26 protein-coding genes are annotated in these 20,549 nt (G+C 43.0%); 25 read left to right on the forward strand and 1 reads right to left on the reverse strand.

What is annotated here, in order from left to right:
* Positions 1-2 precede the first annotated feature (2 nt).
* The 4 genes from P22_RS00665 (at position 3) to ytfJ (ending at position 2,518) form a co-directional block, all read left to right on the forward strand.
* Positions 3-743, forward strand: a complete 741-nt coding sequence (locus P22_RS00665; RefSeq protein WP_054258278.1) for a segregation and condensation protein A — start codon at positions 3-5, stop codon at positions 741-743.
* Positions 743-1,270 (forward strand): SMC-Scp complex subunit ScpB, encoded by a 528-nt coding sequence (gene scpB / locus P22_RS00670; RefSeq protein ID WP_054258279.1) that lies wholly within the window; start codon positions 743-745, stop codon positions 1,268-1,270. Before P22_RS00665 ends, scpB begins: the two co-directional genes overlap by 1 nt.
* Before the next feature lie 128 nt (positions 1,271-1,398).
* Positions 1,399-2,079 carry a DUF2953 domain-containing protein gene (locus tag P22_RS00675; protein WP_054258280.1) on the forward strand — a complete coding sequence of 227 codons (681 nt, stop codon included), beginning with the start codon at positions 1,399-1,401 and terminating at the stop codon, positions 2,077-2,079.
* A complete protein-coding gene (gene ytfJ, locus P22_RS00680) occupies positions 2,072-2,518 on the forward strand; it encodes a GerW family sporulation protein (protein ID WP_054258281.1) in 447 nt (148 codons plus the stop codon). Before P22_RS00675 ends, ytfJ begins: the two co-directional genes overlap by 8 nt.
* Positions 2,519-2,585: 67 nt before the next feature.
* On the opposite strand, the gene P22_RS00685 is transcribed toward ytfJ, so the two are convergent.
* A complete protein-coding gene (locus P22_RS00685) occupies positions 2,586-2,774 on the reverse strand; it encodes a hypothetical protein (RefSeq protein WP_054258282.1) in 189 nt (62 codons plus the stop codon).
* Positions 2,775-2,982: 208 nt separating this feature from the next.
* Between P22_RS00685 and P22_RS00690 the strand changes: the two genes are divergently transcribed.
* The 21 genes from P22_RS00690 (at position 2,983) to P22_RS00790 (ending at position 20,545) form a co-directional block, all read left to right on the forward strand.
* Positions 2,983-4,134 (forward strand): D-alanyl-D-alanine carboxypeptidase family protein, encoded by a 1,152-nt coding sequence (locus P22_RS00690; RefSeq protein WP_054258283.1) that lies wholly within the window; start codon positions 2,983-2,985, stop codon positions 4,132-4,134.
* 50 nt (positions 4,135-4,184) lie between these two features.
* Positions 4,185-4,778 (forward strand): nucleoside recognition domain-containing protein, encoded by a 594-nt coding sequence (locus P22_RS00695; protein ID WP_054258284.1) that lies wholly within the window; start codon positions 4,185-4,187, stop codon positions 4,776-4,778.
* Between the two features lie 5 nt (positions 4,779-4,783).
* Positions 4,784-5,317, forward strand: coding sequence for a spore maturation protein (locus tag P22_RS00700; protein WP_054258285.1), 534 nt, complete (start codon positions 4,784-4,786; stop codon positions 5,315-5,317).
* A gap of 121 nt (positions 5,318-5,438) precedes the next feature.
* Positions 5,439-6,719 (forward strand): FAD-dependent oxidoreductase, encoded by a 1,281-nt coding sequence (locus P22_RS00705; protein ID WP_054258286.1) that lies wholly within the window; start codon positions 5,439-5,441, stop codon positions 6,717-6,719.
* Positions 6,720-6,730: 11 nt separating this feature from the next.
* Positions 6,731-7,690, forward strand: coding sequence for a hypothetical protein (locus P22_RS00710; protein WP_054258287.1), 960 nt, complete (start codon positions 6,731-6,733; stop codon positions 7,688-7,690).
* A 515-nt stretch (positions 7,691-8,205) separates the two neighbouring features.
* Complete coding sequence (locus tag P22_RS00715) at positions 8,206-8,697, forward strand: hypothetical protein (RefSeq protein ID WP_216598009.1); 492 nt, start codon at positions 8,206-8,208, stop codon at positions 8,695-8,697.
* Between the two features lie 103 nt (positions 8,698-8,800).
* Positions 8,801-9,919, forward strand: a complete 1,119-nt coding sequence (locus P22_RS00720; RefSeq protein WP_216598010.1) for a secretin N-terminal domain-containing protein — start codon at positions 8,801-8,803, stop codon at positions 9,917-9,919.
* Between the two features lie 15 nt (positions 9,920-9,934).
* The gene (locus tag P22_RS00725) at positions 9,935-10,471 is read left to right on the forward strand and encodes a YqeG family HAD IIIA-type phosphatase (protein ID WP_255351770.1); all 537 of its coding nucleotides are present in this window, start codon (positions 9,935-9,937) and stop codon (positions 10,469-10,471) included.
* Positions 10,472-10,624: 153 nt separating this feature from the next.
* On the forward strand, positions 10,625-11,479 hold the full coding sequence (locus P22_RS00730; protein WP_054258291.1) for a shikimate dehydrogenase: 855 nt from the start codon (positions 10,625-10,627) through the stop codon (positions 11,477-11,479).
* 33 nt (positions 11,480-11,512) lie between these two features.
* On the forward strand, positions 11,513-13,177 hold the full coding sequence (locus P22_RS00735) for a GspE/PulE family protein (protein ID WP_069972727.1): 1,665 nt from the start codon (positions 11,513-11,515) through the stop codon (positions 13,175-13,177).
* Positions 13,174-14,220, forward strand: a complete 1,047-nt coding sequence (locus P22_RS00740) for a type IV pilus twitching motility protein PilT (RefSeq protein ID WP_235814506.1) — start codon at positions 13,174-13,176, stop codon at positions 14,218-14,220. Before P22_RS00735 ends, P22_RS00740 begins: the two co-directional genes overlap by 4 nt.
* 39 nt (positions 14,221-14,259) lie before the next feature.
* The gene (locus P22_RS00745; protein ID WP_054258292.1) at positions 14,260-15,480 is read left to right on the forward strand and encodes a type II secretion system F family protein; all 1,221 of its coding nucleotides are present in this window, start codon (positions 14,260-14,262) and stop codon (positions 15,478-15,480) included.
* Positions 15,481-15,507: 27 nt separating this feature from the next.
* A complete protein-coding gene (locus P22_RS00750; protein ID WP_054258293.1) occupies positions 15,508-15,906 on the forward strand; it encodes a type II secretion system protein in 399 nt (132 codons plus the stop codon).
* Between the two features lie 11 nt (positions 15,907-15,917).
* Entirely contained in the window at positions 15,918-16,661 is a 744-nt protein-coding gene (locus tag P22_RS00755) for a prepilin peptidase (RefSeq protein WP_054258294.1), read from the forward strand.
* Positions 16,662-16,677: 16 nt separating this feature from the next.
* Complete coding sequence (locus P22_RS00760; RefSeq protein ID WP_069972732.1) at positions 16,678-17,124, forward strand: prepilin-type N-terminal cleavage/methylation domain-containing protein; 447 nt, start codon at positions 16,678-16,680, stop codon at positions 17,122-17,124.
* Between the two features lie 18 nt (positions 17,125-17,142).
* Positions 17,143-17,598 carry a type IV pilus modification PilV family protein gene (locus P22_RS00765; RefSeq protein WP_054258296.1) on the forward strand — a complete coding sequence of 152 codons (456 nt, stop codon included), beginning with the start codon at positions 17,143-17,145 and terminating at the stop codon, positions 17,596-17,598.
* Positions 17,599-17,606: 8 nt separating this feature from the next.
* On the forward strand, positions 17,607-18,149 hold the full coding sequence (locus tag P22_RS00770; RefSeq protein WP_054258297.1) for a PilW family protein: 543 nt from the start codon (positions 17,607-17,609) through the stop codon (positions 18,147-18,149).
* Between the two features lie 10 nt (positions 18,150-18,159).
* Positions 18,160-18,657: a hypothetical protein gene (locus P22_RS00775; protein WP_054258298.1), complete on the forward strand. Its 498-nt coding sequence runs from the start codon at positions 18,160-18,162 to the stop codon at positions 18,655-18,657.
* A gap of 13 nt (positions 18,658-18,670) precedes the next feature.
* The gene (locus tag P22_RS00780) at positions 18,671-18,958 is read left to right on the forward strand and encodes a late competence development ComFB family protein (RefSeq protein ID WP_054258299.1); all 288 of its coding nucleotides are present in this window, start codon (positions 18,671-18,673) and stop codon (positions 18,956-18,958) included.
* A gap of 14 nt (positions 18,959-18,972) precedes the next feature.
* On the forward strand, positions 18,973-20,010 hold the full coding sequence (gene pilM / locus P22_RS00785) for a type IV pilus biogenesis protein PilM (protein ID WP_216598011.1): 1,038 nt from the start codon (positions 18,973-18,975) through the stop codon (positions 20,008-20,010).
* Entirely contained in the window at positions 20,003-20,545 is a 543-nt protein-coding gene (locus tag P22_RS00790) for a PilN domain-containing protein (RefSeq protein ID WP_054258301.1), read from the forward strand. The genes pilM and P22_RS00790 overlap by 8 nt, the downstream gene beginning before the upstream one ends.
* Positions 20,546-20,549 lie beyond the last annotated feature (4 nt).

Below are 20,549 nucleotides of genomic sequence, written 5' to 3' on the forward strand. Positions count from 1 at the left end.
CTATGGCAGCGTATAAAATAAAGCTGGAAGCCTTTGAGGGCCCGCTGGAATTATTGATGCATTTAATCGAAAAAAATAAAATTGACATTTATGATATACCTATTTCTCTTATCACGGAGCAATATATAGAGTACCTGAACCAATTGCAAGAATTTAATATGGATATCGCCAGTGAATTTTTAGTTATGGCTGCTAATCTGTTACAAATTAAGTCGCGTATGCTTTTGCCGCGACAACCGCGCGTTACAATGGAAGAAGAGGATGAAGAGGATCCGCGTCGGGAGTTGGTCGACCGTCTACTTGAGTACCGGAGATTTAAACAAGCTGCCCAGTATCTGGAAAAAATAAAATGGGAGAGGGAAAAATATTTTGTTCGCTTGCCGCAGCACTTTGATATTCAATATGTATTGCCGCAGGGCCTTTCCATAGACCGTCTGATTGCAGCGCTGGTTACTGTCTGGGAAAGTGCGCGAGACGATTTTGCCGTTGTGGACAGGGAAGAGATTAGTGTTCAGAACAAGATGCAGGACATAGTTATGTTATTGCATCGCTATGATGGAAAGATTGATTTTGAGCAAACGCTAATTCGGCAGGGGACCCGTTCAGAGTTGATTGTCGCTTTTTTAGCTTTACTGGAATTAATCAGAATTAAAAGAGTTATCGTTCACCAATCGAGAGGATTTGAACCAATACAAATCATACTTAATCATGAAGGGTATTCTAGTACAGGAGGGGACTTCTGATGTTTTATACTCATTTGCAGGGTCATATCGAGGCGATATTATTCGTTAGCGGTGATCCCGTCCCTGTCGTCAAGCTGTCCTCTCTTCTTGATATACCGGAACAACAGGTTGAACTTTTAATTGCACAAATGAATGAGGCAATGCTTGAAGATAGCCGGGGGCTGGTAATTACCAAGGTGGCCAATGGCTATCAATTGTGTACCAAACCGGAGATTGCTCCTGTTTTGGAAAAACTAGGGCATATACAAGAGACAAAACTATCCATGGCCGCCATGGAAACATTAGCGATTATTGCTTTCAAACAGCCTATTACCAAACAGGAAATTGAAAGTATCCGCGGCGTTAAAGTCGAGGGTGTGGTAAATATGTTGGTGGAGCGCCGGTTAGTCAGGGAAGTCGGTCGCAAAGAGGCGATTGGCCGTCCTATTTTGTATGGAACGACGGAAGAGTTTTTAACTTGTTTTGGTTTAAATAGCTTGGATCGTTTGCCGGATCTGGCTGAATTTGTAGCTTTGGAACAGTCATAATGACTGTTTTTTTATTTAGGGCGGCACAATGTAGTAACAGCGCATTTTGCAGGTTTTTTACATAAAAAAAACCATCCTGGTTGAGAATAAAAAGAGCAATAAATATGGTTTGCTGAGAAGGGGAATGGATGGAAATTTGGCTGATCATAGTTGTTGAAACTATGATGTTACTATATGTGCTCTGGATGAGTAATGTTTATATCAGTCTAACCTATAAGCGTGTTCGCAATAACGATCATCTTGTCGTTAGTGTGTATTCATTTAAACATATATTTTCTTATACTATGGAGGTTCCGGTTATTGAGTGGGAAAGCAATAACCGACCGGAATTGATTAAAACAAAAATTGAGACGCCAGATAATGCTGACTCAGTTAAAACTTATTCGAAAAGAGAACAGCGATTTGTGCATAGATCTATAAAAAAGTATTTTACCAGTATACCGCAGTTGATAGCTATGTGGAAAGATGCTAACAATTACTTGTTTAAATATAAATTGTTTATGAGTAAACTTTCCAGGGGACTAAGCTGTGAACAATTATCCTGGCATGTCCGCTATGGGGTTTATGATGCAGCCTTGACCGGTATGATCTATGGTATTGCCTGGAATGTAACAGAATGTTTTTTACATTATGCCGTTAAACGGATAAGATTTATGCAAAAACCTTCTTTACGAATAACACCGGTTTTTGACCGGCAGATTTTGGAAATAGAGCTTCATTGCATATTCAGATTAAAACTTGGCAATGTTATAACTGCAATCTGGAGTATAGTCTATACTAAGGAGAAGGAGGCGAGGGGCAGTGGCTGAGCATCCCATTCAGGGGCTAATGAAAACGGCTATGGAAAGTATAAAGGACATGGTAGATGTAAATACCATTGTAGGCGATGCAGTTGAAACTTCGGATGGAACAGTCATCATACCTATTTCACGTGTAGCATTTGGCTTTGCGGCTGGCGGTGGAGATTTTGAGCCGGCAGAAACGGAAAAACAGGTAGAAGGACAATCCTTCGGCGGTGGGAGTGGCGCGGGAGTTAGTGTAAAACCAGTCGGTTTTCTAGTTTGTTCTTCCAAAAATGAAGTGAGATTCATGCCTGTTGAGGGAGATATTGTTTTAGATCGCTTAATTGATATGGTTCCTCAAGCGATTGACAAAATACAGGGAATGCTCCGACATACACCGAAAGATGACCAACTGAATGAACTGGCAAAAACAGCTGAAACACAATCTGTTGAAGCAAAGGCGTAAGCCGGCTATAAAAAAGAAACCGCATGTCGGTTTCTTTTTTATAGCCGGCTTATACAGGGGCTAGAAGTTAATCAATTGTATCCAGTTTGTCTTTTATCTGAGTGGCATGCAGGGCTTCTGCTTCGGCAAAGTGTTTATACATTTTTGCAATACTTGGATCGTTGATTTTATCAGCAAATGTTTGATAGTCACGCACCAGCTCTTGTTTTTGGGTGAGAGTACTACGCAGGGCTGTTTTAACATTCAGAGTTTCCAAGTGTTTCACCTCCTTTATTGAGAAATCTGGTGATCAATTTGAATAAGTTTAAAATTTGCATAATAGGCTTCTTTAATCCGTTTGGCAGTTGTATTATTACCTGGTCGTTTCATAATCATGTATGACAGCTTTGACGGAAGGGCAAAAGATAGATATAATATTTTGGTAACTGTTTTATTGTTTATTTAATTTATTATTGAGAGGATTTATGATGAAAACCAATATCGCCATATGCTTATTTGTTATAGTAGTTAATGTATTTTCAGGAAATATTTGTAAGGCTGCAGAAGCTCCCCCGGAAATAACAGCAAAATCGGCGATTGTGATCGAAGCAATGACGGGAAAGGTGCTTTATGCCAAAGATGCTGAAGAAAGGCGTTATCCGGCCAGTACTACAAAAATAATGACACTGATTACGGCCCTTGAATATGGGAAAATGGATGATATTGTAACGGCCAGTGAAAATGCTGCTAATACAGAGGGATCGTCCTTATGGCTGTCGAAAGGCGAAACCTTAACGATGAGAGACATGTTATATGGTATCATGCTGGTCTCCGGCAATGATGCTACCGTGTCTGTAGCGGAGCATATTTCCGGCTCAGTCGATGAATTTGCCAAGCTAATGACCGAGAAAGCCCATCTGATTGGTGCGGTTAGTACTAATTTTACCAATTCCAGTGGTCTTCCCGATCCGAATCATTACAGCACGGCTCATGATTTAGCCCGGATTGCCGCTTATGGATATAAAAATGATGAATTCCGCAAGATAGTCAGTACCAAAAACATCATCATTCCTTGGCCGGGTAAGGAGCATGACCGCGATCTCTATAATGAAAATAGATTATTATGGCTATATGATGGGGCTAATGGTGTAAAAACCGGCTATACCGATGCTGCCGGCCGTTGCCTGGTATCGGGAGCGCAGCGGCATGGTATTCAGTTGGTAGCGGTTGTTTTAGACAGTGAAAGAATGTGGGACGATTCAATGGTGTTGTTGGATTATGGCTTTAAACAAGTGCGTCTGATGACCGTTTTTCGAAAGGGCGATATTTTAAAAACGGTAGCGGTAAGTAATGGTGAGGCAAAATCTGTTCAGCTTATGACGTCAGCTGATATCAACATACCGGTTACAGAGGAGGAAAAAAATCAAATTCATACGGTTATCGATGTGGAGTCTAAAGTCGAGGCACCTCTGGATTCAGGACAAAAGCTGGGTGTCGTCCGTATTTATTATAAAGATAAAGAAATTGCAGCAGCAGATCTGGTTGCGGTAGAAGCGGTTGCACATAAGTCGTTTTTTACCAAGGTGTGGAGTTCCTTGTGGAATATCTTTACTTTTGTTCTGCATAACTTCGCCTAGCCTGTTCTACCCGGCTGTTATCAGTCATACGTTCATAAGAGGTGGTGCGTATGATTAATTTTATGTGGCTGTTTTTAATTGCCAGCGGTATTATCTATGCCGGATTGCAGGGCAATATAGGAACGGTTGCGGTAAGTGCAATAAGTGGAGCAGAAGCAGCCGTGATGCTGGCGTTTAAGCTAATGGGAGTAATGTGTTTATGGCTGGGCATGATGAAGATTGCGGAAAAAGCGGGGATGATCCATTTTTTTGCTGTGGTGCTCGGCCCTTTAGTCCGTGCGTTATTTCCGGGTATTCCTAATAAACATCCGGCAATGGGGGCTATTATTATGACACTGAGTGCCAATATGCTGGGGCTGGGAAATGCGGTTACGCCGCTGGGAATTAAGGCAATGCAGGAGTTACAAAAGCTGAACGGGAACAGGAAAACAGCCTCGGCTAATATGTGTACTTTACTGGCATTGTGTACTGCTGGATTTACTCTAATACCGGCAACTATTATTGCTTTGCGTGCTGCTGCGGGATCAGTTAATCCGGGCGAAATTATTGGTGCTACTTTAATCGTCAGTTTTAGTGCCACATTGACAGTAGTCATCGCCGACCGAATCTTCCGACTGTTTTATAACCTGCGTGAACGGAGGTAGATGGCATGTTTGCAAACCTTTGCGAACAACTTTCCCTCTGGGCTGTTCCCGTTCTGTTATTAATGATTCCTCTGGTGGGGATACTGCGCGGAGTTAAGGTTTATGAGGCTTTCGTAGAAGGTGCGGTCGATGGTTTTCATACGTCGGTACGCATCTTGCCGTTTTTAGTTGCCATGATGGTGGCCATTTATATATTCCGTTCTTCAGGTGCTCTACAGGTCTTTACCTCATTGCTCCAGCCTCTGTTAAGCAACATCGGGGTACCTGCTGAACTACTTCCGCTGGCTATTTTGAGGCCCCTTTCCGGTACGGGTGCCATGGGGATCACGACCGAATTGTTACATACCCATGGACCGGATTCAATGATTGGGCGGATGGCATCAACGATACTGGGGAGTACAGATACAACTTTTTACATTTTAACCGTTTATTTTGGGGCGGTTGGTGTTCAAAATCCCCGTTATTCTGTTTTTGTCGGCCTACTGGGTGATTTGGTAGGTTTTTTGGGGGCAATATATATTTGTAATCAACTGTTTTGACTGAAACTAACAAAACACCGCCGGTAGTTATAGCTGCCGGCGGTGTTTTGTTAGTTTTAAAGTGACATTTATTTCGATGCTGAATAGACTGTAGTGTGCAATGAGAAATGGAGGGGTGCCCGTGATTAGAGTGATTGTCGCCGGAGGTGGCTGGTCAGGCTGTGCAGCAGCGCTATCGGCAGCCAAAGCCGGTGCTCAAGTTTTGCTGATCGAACGTACGGATTTGCTCTTGGGTACAGGTCTGGTTGGCGGCATATTTCGCAATAATGGACGTTATACTGCGGCAGAAGAAGCTATCGCCATGGGTGGGGGCGATTTGTTTGTAGCGATGGATGCAAATAGCCGCCATAAGGGAATTCAGTTTCCCGGACATAATCATGCGTCATTCTATGATGTAACGACAATGGAGCCACTGGTAAAAAAAATACTGCAGAATTACGGCGTGGAAATACGGATGATGACACGTATTATTGATGTCCAAAAGTATGGAAAAAAACTGCAGGCATTGCTGTTAGACAGCGGTGAATTAGTAAAGGGCGATGCTTTTGTTGACGCTACGGGAACCGCAGGGTCTATGGGTAACTGTCTGACGTACGGTAACGGCTGTGCAATGTGCGTATTGCGTTGCCCGTCTTTTGGACCGCGTGTCAGCGTCACTGCTAAAGCCGATGTAAAAGAAATACTTGGACAGAGAGCTGACGGATCTTTTGGTGCGATGAGTGGTTCCTGTAAATTAAATAAGGATTCATTAAGTGAGGAAATACGTTTACAGTTGGAAAGTGATGGCGTGGTAATTCTCCCTATTCCGGAAAAATTACGGAAAAAAAATTCTTTAGCTAAAAAAGCGTGTTCGCAATATGCATTACCCGCATATGCGGAAAATCTGGTTCTATTAGATACCGGTCATGCAAAATTGATGACACCGTATTTCCCCCTGGAAGATTTACGATCCATTGCCGGCTTGGAAAGGGTCAGATTTGAGGATCCGTATGCCGGTGGGATAGGGAATTCTATGAGGTATTTAGGTATTGCCCCCTGTGATGATACCTTGAAAGTTGACGGTGTCGATAACTTATTTTGTTCTGGAGAGAAGTCAATGATTTTAGTGGGGCATACGGAGGCCGTTGTCACCGGACTGCTGGCAGGACATAATGCCGTCCGCTATGGGCTGGATATGCGTTATCTGACTTACCCCCGGACCTTGGCGGTGGGGGATTTTATCTCCTTTATTCATGGGCAAATGCTGCAGGAAGAAGGTAAAAAAATGCGTTATACCTTCTCGGGTGGACTATATTTTGCACGGATGCAGGAGATGGGACTTTATTCGGTTAACCGGCTAGAAATTAGCGAGCGGGTCGTTGCAGCCGGGCTTGGTGATATTTTCAGCGGATGTTTGGTTTAGGAGGTATGACCATGCGGAATATACATTTGCGCTGCATTGATCTGAATACAAAGTACTGTCCTTGTTTATTGGCTGAAACGAATCATTGTGTTTTTTGTAGCCGCTTGAACGGAAAATATACGTGCGATTGTAACTGGTGCGGGATTTGTGTGTTATATGAAAAATACTGGAATAAAACAATTCATACCAGGCAGGCAGTACAACGGATAGAGGAAGAAATAGAATACAGTGTTCTGGATATAATAGCCGGCAATACATTTGTTATTGAATTTACCGTTTCGAATTTGTTGGCTGAACAGCTGAAAAAGATAGGAGCTTTTGTTTTTCTGCGACGCCCGGAAGATGCCGTTTACTGTCATTTTCCGGTTGGCATCATGGATATTAACGACAATAAGGTTCAAGTAGCAATAGAAGTTGTTGGGTCTAAGTCAGCTCGTTTATTTTCTGAGGGCAATAGGCGGGTAGTAGTCAAAGGTCCTTATTATAACGGCATCTTCGGTCAGCCCTGGGTTGAAAATCTTACGGGCGGCAAGACGTTGATCGTTGCCGGCGGGATTGGTCAGGCGCCGGCTTTGCCAATCATAAAACAACTGGTTAAAAATGACAATCAGGTTACGGCAGTTTTAGCCCCCGGAAGGGTAAAGAAAATTTTTATCGCAGATTCCCTGCAGGCTATAGGCGTTACTGTACATAGTGTTTCTTCCATGCGCAGAAACGGGATGGATGTACTGGAAGCATTATTGCCAGGTAACCCGGATTTAGTGGTTAGTGCCGGGCCGGATGAGCAGCATCAGGCTGTCATTGCTGCCATGCAAACGGTAAATCTTAATATTCCTATGGCGGCAACAAACAATGCTACCATGTGTTGCGGTGAAGGTATTTGTGGCAGTTGTGAAAGAGAAGGACATGATGGCGAAAAAGTGAAATTATGCAAAGTTCAGACGCAAATAGATGACTTGGTATTTGAGTAATAAAGGCCCCGGCTTTTTGTCCGGGGTCTTTTGTAAAATAAAGAAAGTTTTAGGCAGTTTTTTGTGTGTAATTTGTATAATCAACAAGAAGATTATCTAAGAATTTTGTAACTTTTTACTTCGTTGAATAAAAAAATACTGCAAACGACAAATAGTTACAAAACTAGTTATTGACAAATGGAGGATTTTGGCTAATCATAATAAATAGATACTATAAATGAATAATCAATTCTGGAGATATGAACATTATATGTAATAACCATCCACCATCTGAACGCAAGATGGTTTTTTATTACCTTTTTGGCTTTAACTAATAATCGGCAGGGTTTGTCGGCTAGTCGATTCAAAAGAAATGGGTGAAAACTTTGAGAAGCAGTTTAGTGTCAGTTGGAAATAAAAACAGGCCAATTTTTTTTACTTTTTGTGCGGGTATGACGGTAAGTGTACTGTTATATTTTTTTATTTTTGGAAGTGTTGGAACAACGGCAGAAAAGCAATTCATTCCGGATATAAAAATGGAACGGAAGCCAGCTCCGGCTAAGGAGATAACGGCCAAACCGTTACCTTCAGCGAGGACTATTTCTCCCGGCGGGAAACTCAAGAATGGGCATAACCCCTTTATTATCCCCCCGGAATTCGTACCTGTTTTTGCTAAAGAAGAGAAAGGGAATGCATTGGGTATTTCCGAAAAAAATACATCAGAGAAGGAACGCTCTCCGGCAAGGGAAGCCTCTTCTGTTCTAGCCGATCTTACGGTAACCGGTATTGCGCTGGGAGACAAGCAAAAGCTGGCCGTTATTAACAACGGCACCACGGTTAAAAGCTATCGTCCGGGCGAAGCTGTCGGTAATTATCGGATTGAAGAAATTACAGAAGATTCAGTAATCGTGATCGGTCCGTTGGGTCGGCAGAAGCTGTTGTTAAGCAGTAATTTGTCGGGAGCAGATTTTGTGAATACGGAAGGGACAGATAGAGGCAATGGTCTTATCAGCAAAACTGCGGAATAAAAGTGTATTCATTGTCATCCTTTTAATTTTCCAGGTTTCTGTATGCCAGGGTAGTTCTTCTACCATTAGCCTGAATTTCATTCAGGAGGATATTCGTATTGTTTTGCATACCCTCTCTGTTCTAGGCGATATTAATATAGTTGTGGATGAGTCGGTTGCTAAGGAATCTCCTCGTATCACAATCAGGCTTGACCATGTTTCCCTGGAGGAGGCTCTTGATTTAATTGCTCAAACGAAAGGGTTACTTTACCGGAAAACGGAAAATGCGGTTATTTTTGAACGTTCCGATATTGCTGAACCTTGTGTTGTAAGACTGCAATATGCCAATGCCGAGGATGTAAAAAAATCTATCGGTGCGGCAGCGGATGCGTTAAAGTTAAAAATTGAGGCAGACACACAGTCCAATGCGCTGATTATTGCCGGTTCACCGACAGGGATGCTGAGAATAAAGCAAATTATTGGAGCCTTAGATGTACGTTTGCAACAAGTAGAATTGGAAGCTAAAGTGATTGCCATAAGTGAGGCGGCTACCAAACAACTGGGGATTGAATGGGAGTGGGATGAATTTCCTAAGACCTATGAATATCAACCTCCTACGAGTGACGGTAGCAGTGGGAAAATAACCAGTCCGGCGACAATAACCCGTCATACTCCGGTGGGGGATGGTTATCCGGGGATCATACAATATGGCCGTTCACCGGAAGGACTACCCTATGAATTTTATTATTCGGCTAAAATCAATGCTTTGGTAAGCAAGGGGGATGCCAAAGTATTATCAAGACCGAAAGTTACTACGGTCAGCGGGAAGGAAGCTCGTATTCTGATTGGTGATCGCATCCCGGTACAGACAGAAACTGTAGCGAATGGGACAACTTCTATTTCCACCACTTATCTGGATACCGGTATTAAGCTGACCTATACTCCGGTAATAGGGAATGACGGACGCATTACTGCCAAGGTTCATACCGAAGTCAGTACACCGCAACTGGTTGCGGATACAAAACAGTATCAGATTACTACCCGGGAAGCGGAAACTTATGTTAGCATGAAAAATGGTGAGACCATGATTATTGGCGGGCTTATTGGCAGTCAAACTTCTGAAACTATTAGTAAAGTTCCCTTTTTTAGTGATTTTCCGATTTTAGGGAACCTGTTTAAAAATGTGCAGCGTACAGGCAGTAATTCAGAAATAATCATTTTTTTAACTCCTCATATAATATAACAGTAGCGAACTTAAGTGAAGGGAGGTTTTTCAACCATATTGCCTTATCACCTTTTTTGTCCAAACATGAAAGTTGATTCTGTATCCGATATAAAGCCCGAATTGTTCAAACAGAGGGGGATCCGAGGGCTGGTTTTTGATTTGGATAATACTATTCTTCCCTGGGGGGGAGCGCGGATTCCAGAAGATATTTCCGTCTGGTTTTCCCGGCTGAAAGCCGAAGAATTCTCTTTTTGTCTGGTTTCCAACAGTTACGAAAAGAGGGTTTGCCAATTTGCGGCAGCACTTTCTGCTTCTTATGTTGCCTGGGCGTGTAAACCTTCTATAAGAGGCTTTCAAAAAGCTGCTGATAAAATGAATTTGCATCCAGAACAGGTAGCAGTAATAGGAGATCAATTATTTACCGATATTCTTGGCGGCAACCGCGCCGGCCTTTTTACCATATTAGTGGAGCCGTTGAGTACAAAAGAGTTCCCTACTACCCGAATATCACGTATACTTGAGAAAAAACTATTAAATAAGCTTAAGGCCGAAGGCATGATCAATTTCTGATTATGATTATATAAGTTAACGAAAAATGTATGTTACGAAGCAACAGGCGGATGATTATTTGAACGAGCAAATTACAAGAAAAGCATGAAGTCGTTAACAAATGCGAATTCGGCTTATAGGTCAATCAACTAAAGAGAGAGTAGGGATTATCATATGATTAATGGGAAAACAAATAAAATCGGTATTTTAGGTTGGCCTGTAGAGCATTCACAGTCACCGCTTATACAAAATTCGGCATTTGCCGCTGCTGGTTTAAACTACATTTATCTTCCGCTCCCGGTGAGCCCTGACCATCTGAAAGATGCAGTTGCCGGTCTGAAAGCGCTTGGTTTTGCAGGAGCAAATGTTACTATTCCGCATAAGGTTTCTGTAATTCCTTTTTTGGATGAAATAGACGAAAGTGCACGGTCTATGGGTGCGGTTAATACACTGGTAATCCGGAACAAAATTTGTACAGGCTATAATACCGATGCCGAAGGGTTCATTCAGTCACTTCTGGTAAAAGGAATAGAAGTAAAAGGCAAACGAGCAATAGTTTTGGGAGCTGGCGGTGCAGCACGGGCTGTGGTTCATGGTCTTTTACAGCATAAAACTGCCAATATTGTTTTGGTGGCTCGTGACCAAGAAAAGGCGGCACGGTTTTTGAACCTTTTTGCAAAACCAGCGGCTGTAACCTTTTGTCCATGGGAAGCGGGAAGGGAGTTTGCAGACCGTCTGGCAGCCTGTGATATTCTTATTCATTGTACCTCACAGGGAATGTCGCCGAAAATAGAGGGGCAACCTTTTGTTGATTGGGATGCAATCAACAAGAAAATAGTTGTATGCGATCTGGTATATAATCCTCTGTATACGTCTTTTCTAAAAAAAGCCGCTGGATTGGGACATACCATTGTTACAGGGGATGGTATGCTGGTTGAACAGGGAGCTTTGGCTTTTTCCCTTTGGACAAGTTGTCAGGCGCCGCGAAACACTATGTATCGGGTTTTTCGTGAATCCTTTGCCAGGTAGTTTATTATACATACCGCTTCTGAGGTGATGCTCATGGTGGAAGATGGTAACCGCATTGGTAAAATGCTTGCTGAGTCTGGAATGGTAACGCAAAGGCAGTTGGAGCATGCGTTGCGTGTTCAGCAATCAACAGGAGAGAGTATTGAGAAAATACTGTTAAAACTTGAGTATGTAGCGGAAGAAGAATTGATTGAAATATTGACAGAACGGCTGGGGATTGGGCGTGTTGATTTTAATGCAGTATTAATCAGTTCTGAGGCGGCTGCTCTTATTCCCGGAAGTATGGCGGAACGGTACAAAGTGATACCCATACATAAAAAAGACCGGACAGTAACCTTAGCCATGGCTGACCCAACAAATTTTTATGCTATTGATGATGTGAGGCTGGTATCCGGTTATGAAGTAGTGCCTGTAATTGCGACAGAAAGAGAAATTATGCAGGCTATCAGCCGGGTTTACGGTATTGGTGACTTGATCGAAAAGGCAGTTGACCGGTTGCAGTTTGAGAAAAGTCACCAGGAAATGTCGCTGCAGGCGGCAGATGATGCTCCGGTTATCACCATTGTAAATAATCTGTTTCATCAAGCTGTGCGGGACAGAGCCAGCGACATTCATATCGAACCGCAAGAGAAGTATCTCCGTGTACGTTTTCGGATTGACGGCATGCTGCGGGAGATTTCATCCTTTCCAATAAATATTCATGCCGTAATTCTGTCTCGTATAAAAATTATGAGTAATATGGATATTGCGGAAAAGCGTATTCCACAGGATGGCCATTTTCAAATAACAGAAAATGGGCGAACGATAGATATTCGTGTTTCCACGTTACCGACTATTTTCGGTGAAAAAGTAGTCATGAGGATATTGGATAAAAAAGAAATCTTACTGGATCTTAACAAATTAGGATTTTCTACGGACAATCTGTTAAGATACCGGAAGCTATTTTCTCAGGCTTATGGTATGCTGCTTGTTACCGGACCTACCGGGTCCGGTAAGACAACAACATTGTATTCTACACTGGCAGAGCTGTATACGCCGGAAAAAAATATTATTACGATAGAAGATCCGGTCGAATATTGGCTGGAAGGAATTAATCAAGTTCAGGTTAATCATAAAGCCGGGTTAAGTTTTGCCAGCGGATTACGCGCAATTTTGCGTCAGGATCCCAATATTGTAATGGTAGGGGAAATCAGGGACCGGGAAACGGCCGATATGGCTGTTCGGGCGGCTTTAACAGGACAACTCGTATTGAGTTCATTACATACCAACAACGCTCCCAGTGCAATAACCCGGCTGGTGGATATGGGAATCGAGCCTTTTCTGGTGGCAGCTGCCGTAATCGGGGTCATTTCCCAACGTTTGGTGAGACTGGTTTGCCCTGCTTGCAGTACGGCCTATTTTCCGGCAGTTGACTCTCCGGAACGGGAAATGTTTCCCGCAGCACATTCCTTGCGACAGGGGACAGGCTGTGCGCGGTGCGGCAACACCGGTTATTGGGGACGTATGGCTATTCACGAAATTATGCTGTTATCTCCGCAGCTGCGCAGGCATATAAGTGAGCGTTTGTCGTTGGATGAAATAAAAGCGGTGGCTGTTTCCGAAGGGATGATAACCATGCAGGAAGATGGCATAGCCAAAGCAATAAACGGACTTACTACCGCTTCAGAAGTCGTGCGGGTGGCCTACGCCAATGTATGATAAAACAGAGGATTATAGAGATGGTTAACCTGTTCAGGGAGGCAGTCCGGCGCGGTGCTTCCGATATCCATATCACAATGGATTTGCCGCCGGTTTTTCGGATTCATGGTTCCTTAATACGGGCAGAGCAACCGGCTCTTTCCCGGGAAGAAATTATATTTTTAATACAGCAAATTACCAATGAGGAGCAGAGACGGTATCTTTCTGTCGAGGGGGATTTGGAATTCTCCCTAGCGCTTGCGGGAGTTGGCCGTTTCCGGGTAGCCATTTTTCATCACTCCGGATTTCCGGCACTTGCTGTCCGTGTCATTAGTGAGATGATTAGGACAATTGATGATTTAGGTTATCCCGAAAGCCTGAAGACACTGGCACGTAGCCTTCGGGGGTTAATACTGGTAACCGGACCCAGCGGTAGCGGTAAAACAACCACACTAGCAGCGATGATTGATTTTATCAATTCTGAGCGGTGCTGTCATATTGTAACGTTGGAAGATCCGATTGAGTATGTCCATCAGCATAAAAAAAGCATTGTTCATCAAAGAGCCATCCCCGGAGATAGTAAATCTTTTCCTCAGGCATTGCGGGCTGTATTACGGGAAGATCCGGACGTTATCTTAATTGGAGAGATGCGGGATCTGGAAACTATTCAAACGGCGGTTACTGCTGCAGAAACCGGACATTTGGTACTTGCTTCTCTTCATACCGGGGATGCTCCCCAAACCATTGACCGGATTGTTGATGTATTTTCTCCGGCTCAGCAATACCAGGTTCGTGTACAACTAGCCTTTACGTTGCTGGGAATTATTTCCCAGCAATTGATTCCACGTCACAATCAATTAGGGCGGGTCGCGGCATTAGAAATTCTTGTTGCAACCCCGGCTGTGCGCAATCTAATCCGGGAAGGAAAGAGCAATCAACTTCTTTCCGTTATGCAGACTGGCAGGAAGGAGGGCATGCAGTCCATGGATACTGCCTTACAAGAGTTGTATCTACAGGGAATTATCAGTTATCAGGATTTACGTAGCCGAGTATCCAATAGTTGAATTTTCCAGGTACTGTCGTAGTAAACGGGGGACAAAAAGATGGCCAAAAGTTTTTTTTATCGGGCACGTAATCGGTCGGGAGAATTTCTTTCCGGCAGAATATTGGCGGAAGATCAAACGGCTGCGGCAGCTCATATTCGCAGACAGGGGTGTTTCATTACTTTTTTACAAGAGGACAAAACGATTATCGGCGAAATAAAAAAACGCTTGTATGGTCGTTGTCTTGCAAGTAAAGACTTGGCTGTATTTTGCCGGCAATTGGCCATTATGCTTAATGCCGGCGTGCCGATCCTTTCCTGTTTAGCAATCCTTATGCAACAATCGGTAAATGATGCCCTGAAAGAGGCTTTACAGACAATATATAAGCGGGTTAGAGAGGGAGACGCATTATCCGAGACCTTAAAAAGTTATCCGCAACTGTTTCCGTATATTATGGTAAATCTTATCGAAGTAGGAGAAATAACGGGCGTTCTTACTCAAATACTCGAAAGACTGGCAATTCATTTTGAGAAAGAGCATAAATTAAATGAAAGAATAAAAACGGCCATGATATATCCTGCTTTCGTTCTTGGAACGGCTGTTTTGGTCATTGGTTTCATTCTTATGTACGTTCTTCCCGCGTTTATTCTAATTCTTGAAGATTTACATATTGCCTTACCCTTTGCAACACAAGTGTTGCTTGGGGTTAGCTGGGGGGTTCAGCAGTATGGGGTGCTCTGGACCTGTTTATTGATTCTTTTGATCTATATGGCAAAATGGGGAAGTCAAAAGCAAGGCATACGCCGGTGGCGGGATCATCTGATTTTTCATTTACCGTTAGCAGGCAGGCTTGTACGCAAAATCATTATTGTACGCTTTTGCCGAACATTAAGTATTCTGCAGCAGGGAGGAATTCCTTTACTTACGGCAGTTGATGCAGTTGTAAAAGTGCTGGGTAATCTTCAGCTGGAGGAAGATTTACTAAAAATGAAAAACGGTATAAGAGAAGGAAAAGGGTTTACGAAAACGCTGGCTAACTGGGAAGCGGCTACACCGATGATGCTTCAAATGATGACTGTAGGTGAAGAAAGCGGGAATTTGGATCAAATACTAGAAAAAATCGCTGAGTATTACGAGAACGAAGTGGATGAGATGGTGACACGTTTAGCCAAATTAATTGAGCCGTTCGTTATCATTTTTTTAGGTGTAACGGTAGGTAGCCTCGTGCTTACCGTTATACTGCCTATGATGGATGCCTTGACCAATATAGGAAGCATGTGAAAAGATTGTGGGGGGAGATGCTTATCAATGATTTCCGTAATTAAAAAACATATAAAAGAGCAGCAAGGTTTTACTTTAATTGAATTACTGGTCGTCATAGCTATATTGGGTGTCATGGCTTCCATAGCTGTTCCTAAATATGTGGACTCTACTGCTATCGCTAACGGAGGGAAGGTGCTAGCGGACTTACAATCTATCGACAGTGCCATACAACAATATGCTGCTGCCAATGGTGTCGAACCTGCTGCGATTACTGAGCCCGGAGTGTTAAAAGATTATTTTGCATCGGGAAAGTTTCCCGAGCCTCCAACAGCAATGGGCAAACTTACCAAAATTAAGAATACGGAAATTAAGGACAAGGAATACGCCATTAGTTCCGGACGGGCGACGATTGATGGAAAAACTGCCGAAGATTTAAGTAAATAGAGAACAGATATATGGAGCATAGTTTTATTTTTTTAGTGGGAGTAATTGTTGGCAGTTTTCTTACGGTATGTATTGAGCGCCTACCCTTACGGCAGTCCATCGTACATCCGGCATCTTATTGCCCGAATTGTAAAACAACACTAAAAATGGCAGATTTGATTCCACTAATAAGTTATCTTTTCTTAAGAGGAAAATGCCGTTATTGTAAGCAGCCTTACCCTGGGCGGTATTTTCTGATTGAATTGATGACCGGTAGTTTGTTTGTATGGAGTTTTCATGTATTAGACTCTGCTCTTTTGGCATGTGACGCATTTCTCCTAACAGCTTTTTTGATTATCATCGCCTGGATTGATTATGATTACCAACTCATTTTAGATAAAGTCCTTATTTGGCTGGCAGTGTGTGCCTTGCTGCGACTGATTTTCCTGCCTGTGCCGGAGCTGGCTTCCCGGTTAGCAGGGGCTTGCGCCGGTGGCGGTGCACTTTTTCTAACTGGCGTCTTTAGTCAAGGCGGAATAGGTGGCGGCGATGTAAAATTGGCAGTTGTACTAGGCTTATGGTCGGGATTTCCCTCCATACTGTTAACACTGTTTCTTGCTTTTGTTTCGGGTGGAATGATGGCAACGGCACTATTGCTATGTAAGTTGAAAAATAGGAAAGACGGCATTCCGTTTGCCCCTTTTTTGGCTGCAGGTGCATGGATTAGTATGCTGTATGGATCCCAAATTTTGGATTGGTATACAAGCCTATTTTAAAGGTGAGGGAGAACATATGCAGGAGCAACGAGGATTTACCGTTATGGAAGTGTTGATTACTTTACTGATTCTGTCTGTTTTAGCCGGTTTAGCCATTCCCAACTTATTTAAACATGTGGCGGACAGGCAATTAGAAGATGCTGCTAGACTGCTGGCTTCGGATATTCGTTATTTGCAGCAACTGTCCGTTAACTCTCCACCGGGTAAATATTATCATATGTTTTTTCGAAATGGTTCTCCTTATGGGTATTATATTACAAGCAGTACAATTGCTGTAAAATCTGTTCGTTTTGATAATTCAGTTGAGTTAAGGGTGCCGCCCGGCTATGTTGCATTTTCTGCCAGTGGTGCTCCGCAAAGCGGTTATTCGATTACCTTGCGCAGCAATAAAACCAAAAAATTAAAATACGTGCTGGTAGAAGGCGCCATTGGCCGGGTACGTATTAGTGACAAAACTGATTAATATGGGGAGAATAAGCCGATGACTTCTTCCAGAAATCAAAGTGGTTTTTTGCTGCTGGATATTTTGATTGCTGTTTTACTTCTTTTTTCTTTGCTAGTTATTTCGTTTCCCGTTTTAAAATCCAGTCGTTTAAATCAGTCCGCATATCATTCGACTATTGCGGTAAATCTGGCACAAGAGAAGATGGAAGATATAAAAAGAGCGATTGAGGAAAATAAGCCGGTTGCCGAATGGGGGAGTGTAAATACTTATCCTTATTCTATTATGGCGGAAAGTATTGTATACCCGGGGGAAACTATCCGTTATATCCGTAGCGGGGAGGTGCGTGGTTTCGAAGCGTCACCGGATGACGGTCTGAGGGAACTGCGGATTAATGTAGTGTGGGAGGAACAGGGGCGTCAGCATAAAGTGGTTTTACAGACATTTTGTTTATATGGCGGAATTTTATCGCCTTATCCAGCCAGAGAATTGTAGGTGGTAGAATGGAAGTTGGTGGAAATCCCCAAAATGGATTATCGTTAATTGAGGTTTTGCTCAGCGTGTTTTTGTCTGCGTTGCTTATGGCCGCCGTACTTCCCATGGTCAATCACTTTTTTCAGCTTTCCTATCAGGAAAAGAGACAGATGGAATCACGACAGGCCGCACGTTTTGCTATGGACTATATGGTCCGTCAAATGCGTTACACCAGTTATGTTTATTTACCTGTTGAAAATGGAAGCAAGTCGGGAATTGCCAATTTTCAAGCTCCGGACATCAATAATCCTACCGGAGAAATGGCCAAGAAAAAGTCGATCATTTTTCTTCTTGGCAACAGCCAGGGGGAAAACAAAAATACGATTTATCGTAGTGTGCCGGGGACAAGCCAGCCGTTAACCGAGGAAACGGTGGCAAATTTATCATTTTCGCGAAATCCCTTGTCGCCGCGTGAAATAACGATTGAATTTGATATCCTTGATAAGAATTCAAAAAAAGTTGTCGGGCACCTAAGAACGACGGTGCTGTGTTTAAATCTTGTACAGTCATAAAGGTGAGTGTATGAACCGGCAATCTCTTCGTGTGATGTTTGAAAAAATGCCAGGTCAAAAGGGAATGGTGGCGGCGGTAGTGCTGATCGTTTTGATGCTTTTGCTGGGATTGGGCAGTGCTATGTTAAGAATCAGCATATCGGAATGGCTGCTTGCTGCGAATTATACCGACGGCATTGCGGCTCAGTATCTGGCAGAAGCGGGTGCTAAGCTGGCTCTCAGTCGACTGGCAAAAGATCCTTCGTGGGCAGGCGGAAAGGGGAGTTTGGGAGAAGGCCATTATAAGGTATATGTAAATACATCGGCACAAAAACTTGTGTCGACGGGTACGGTACGAAGGGCGAGCCGACAAATCAGTGCATCTTATACACTTGCTTACAATTCTGGAGAAAAAGTTCCGCAGGATAGGAGAGAAAATAGTGCTGCCTACAAACCGGAGAATACGCTGACGGGTTCCGGTCAGCTTAATTATAACTATAGAGTTGTGGTTACAGCATGGAGTGATTAAAGGAGGTGTTCTTATGAAAGTAAGAAACTGCATGGAAGATTTGGTTTTTTCAAGATTGGATGATGTGCTTGCTAATCAGGAACATATTTGTCATTGTGCCAAGTGTCGTGCCGATATTGCAGCACTTGCTTTGAATTTTTTACCACCACGCTATATCGTTACGAGACAGGGGGAAGCCTATACCAAAACAATGTCGTTGGAACAGCAGTTTACAGCCGATATTGTTATTGCCATTACTAACGCCGCTAAAATCGTTGGGAAAGTACCTCTGCATCAAAACGGCGAAAAAAATTTATGTTAAGGATAGTCAAAACATTGTTTGGAAGAAAAAACGCCCTTCATCTTGGGTTAGATATCGGACCGGATTCAGTGAAAGTTGTGGAAGTACTAAAAGATAAGAACACGATAATATTAAATCGGATGGGTGTTATGCCGCTTTTTGACAATTTGAAGGCTGCTGAGAATACCAATTTGGTCGATATGGAGCAAACGGCAGTATGTATTCGGAACCTGTTGGCAGTTACCGGAGTATCCTGCCGGCATGTTACTGTAGGAATGAGTGGGAAGAGTGTGTTTTTTCGGGAAATTTCTTTACCCGATATGAGTAACCGCGAATTGCGGGAAGCTATTAAGTGGGAAATTGATTATTATGTTCCTTATGCAGCCGGAACCTATTTTTATGATTTTGCTGTATTAAATGCTGAGCAACAGCAAGAAGAATCCAAAGTTTTTATCGTTGCATCCCTTAAGGAAAATATTGAGGCAATAGAAAAAATTTGTACATTAGTCGGGCTGCGGGTTGTGGCAGTAGAGTTCGAAGCACTGGCAATGAAACGAACCCTGGAGAGAGAAGATAATATAGTGGTTATAGAGATTTGTGATTTTTGGTCTCAAGTCATTCTTTACCAGAACGCCTTGCCTGTTTTTGTGCGAACAATTCCCGTCGGTGCTGAAAAATTTAAGGAAGTTTTCTCGCATGATGACAGTAATGTAAACGGGGTGTCACGACAACAGGATTTGCCTATGACTGCTGCTGGTGTTATAGGAGCAATGTCTACGCCGTTGGCTAATGCAGTACAAGATTTTTGCCAGGAAATACACCGAACTTTGGAATATTACCAAATTCAAAATCAGCAAGTCACGATTGACCGTTTTTATCTTACCGGTTGTACGGAAAGAATTAGCCATATTACAACTCTTATAAGTGATCTGTTAGGAAAGCCGGTGAGTATACATAATTCATTGCAACATTTTCGCTTGCATTCCAGCTATGATCAGGTTTTTTTGCAAAGACAGGGGCCCCGGATGAATGTAGCCTTTGGCTTGGCACTGCGAGGTTTGGATAATGATTAGAGTCAATCTATTGCCGCCGGAAAAGAGGCCGTCAGGCTTATCCTTTGCAAAAATTTCCGTAACTATTATTGTAGTCTCTTTATCAGTATGTCTGCTTTCTTACTCTTATTATGAATATGTAATCTTGGATCTTAAAAATCATATTATGGCGGCTGAAAATCAACAGGAATTATTTAGACCGTTGGCCAAGGAACGGGTAAAAGCGGATAAGCTGATCCGTACAATCAGGCAAAAGGAAGCTGTTTTACTGACACTTACCCGCGAGCGTAAACCCTGGAATGCATTGATTGATCGCCTGACTGAGATTACACCGCAGAAAGTATGGTTTACTCAAATCGGGATGGACGGCAACAAAAATGACAATGTCATAAAGATTCACGGCATCGCGCTACAACATGCTGAGTTGGCGGAGCTACTTAGCATGTTGGAACAAGACCCGTTCTTTTTACATCCGGTTTTGACAGTGGGGCAGTTTGATTTCAGCTTAACGGTACCTGTTGTCCGATTTGAAATTAGCATGCAGATCAGAAGTTGACGGA

Origin of the sequence: Propionispora sp. 2/2-37 (assembly GCF_001298735.1) — a bacterium.
Classification (GTDB): domain Bacteria; phylum Bacillota; class Negativicutes; order Propionisporales; family Propionisporaceae; genus Propionispora.

Excerpts from the sequence above, each read along its gene's own strand:
- P22_RS00665 (WP_054258278.1), top strand. The coding sequence starts at position 3 with ATGGCAGCGTATAAAATAAAGCTGGAAGCCTTTGAGGGCCCGCTGGAA.
- scpB (WP_054258279.1), top strand. The coding sequence starts at position 743 with ATGTTTTATACTCATTTGCAGGGTCATATCGAGGCGATATTATTCGTT.
- P22_RS00675 (WP_054258280.1), top strand. The coding sequence starts at position 1,399 with ATGGAAATTTGGCTGATCATAGTTGTTGAAACTATGATGTTACTATAT.
- P22_RS00690 (WP_054258283.1), top strand. The coding sequence starts at position 2,983 with ATGATGAAAACCAATATCGCCATATGCTTATTTGTTATAGTAGTTAAT.
- P22_RS00695 (WP_054258284.1), top strand. The coding sequence starts at position 4,185 with ATGATTAATTTTATGTGGCTGTTTTTAATTGCCAGCGGTATTATCTAT.
- P22_RS00700 (WP_054258285.1), top strand. The coding sequence starts at position 4,784 with ATGTTTGCAAACCTTTGCGAACAACTTTCCCTCTGGGCTGTTCCCGTT.
- P22_RS00710 (WP_054258287.1), top strand. The coding sequence starts at position 6,731 with ATGCGGAATATACATTTGCGCTGCATTGATCTGAATACAAAGTACTGT.
- P22_RS00715 (WP_216598009.1), top strand. The coding sequence starts at position 8,206 with ATGGAACGGAAGCCAGCTCCGGCTAAGGAGATAACGGCCAAACCGTTA.
- P22_RS00730 (WP_054258291.1), top strand. The coding sequence starts at position 10,625 with ATGATTAATGGGAAAACAAATAAAATCGGTATTTTAGGTTGGCCTGTA.
- P22_RS00735 (WP_069972727.1), top strand. The coding sequence starts at position 11,513 with ATGGTGGAAGATGGTAACCGCATTGGTAAAATGCTTGCTGAGTCTGGA.
- P22_RS00740 (WP_235814506.1), top strand. The coding sequence starts at position 13,174 with ATGATAAAACAGAGGATTATAGAGATGGTTAACCTGTTCAGGGAGGCA.
- P22_RS00745 (WP_054258292.1), top strand. The coding sequence starts at position 14,260 with ATGGCCAAAAGTTTTTTTTATCGGGCACGTAATCGGTCGGGAGAATTT.
- P22_RS00750 (WP_054258293.1), top strand. The coding sequence starts at position 15,508 with ATGATTTCCGTAATTAAAAAACATATAAAAGAGCAGCAAGGTTTTACT.
- P22_RS00755 (WP_054258294.1), top strand. The coding sequence starts at position 15,918 with ATGGAGCATAGTTTTATTTTTTTAGTGGGAGTAATTGTTGGCAGTTTT.
- P22_RS00760 (WP_069972732.1), top strand. The coding sequence starts at position 16,678 with ATGCAGGAGCAACGAGGATTTACCGTTATGGAAGTGTTGATTACTTTA.
- P22_RS00765 (WP_054258296.1), top strand. The coding sequence starts at position 17,143 with ATGACTTCTTCCAGAAATCAAAGTGGTTTTTTGCTGCTGGATATTTTG.
- P22_RS00770 (WP_054258297.1), top strand. The coding sequence starts at position 17,607 with ATGGAAGTTGGTGGAAATCCCCAAAATGGATTATCGTTAATTGAGGTT.
- P22_RS00775 (WP_054258298.1), top strand. The coding sequence starts at position 18,160 with ATGAACCGGCAATCTCTTCGTGTGATGTTTGAAAAAATGCCAGGTCAA.
- P22_RS00780 (WP_054258299.1), top strand. The coding sequence starts at position 18,671 with ATGAAAGTAAGAAACTGCATGGAAGATTTGGTTTTTTCAAGATTGGAT.
- P22_RS00790 (WP_054258301.1), top strand. The coding sequence starts at position 20,003 with ATGATTAGAGTCAATCTATTGCCGCCGGAAAAGAGGCCGTCAGGCTTA.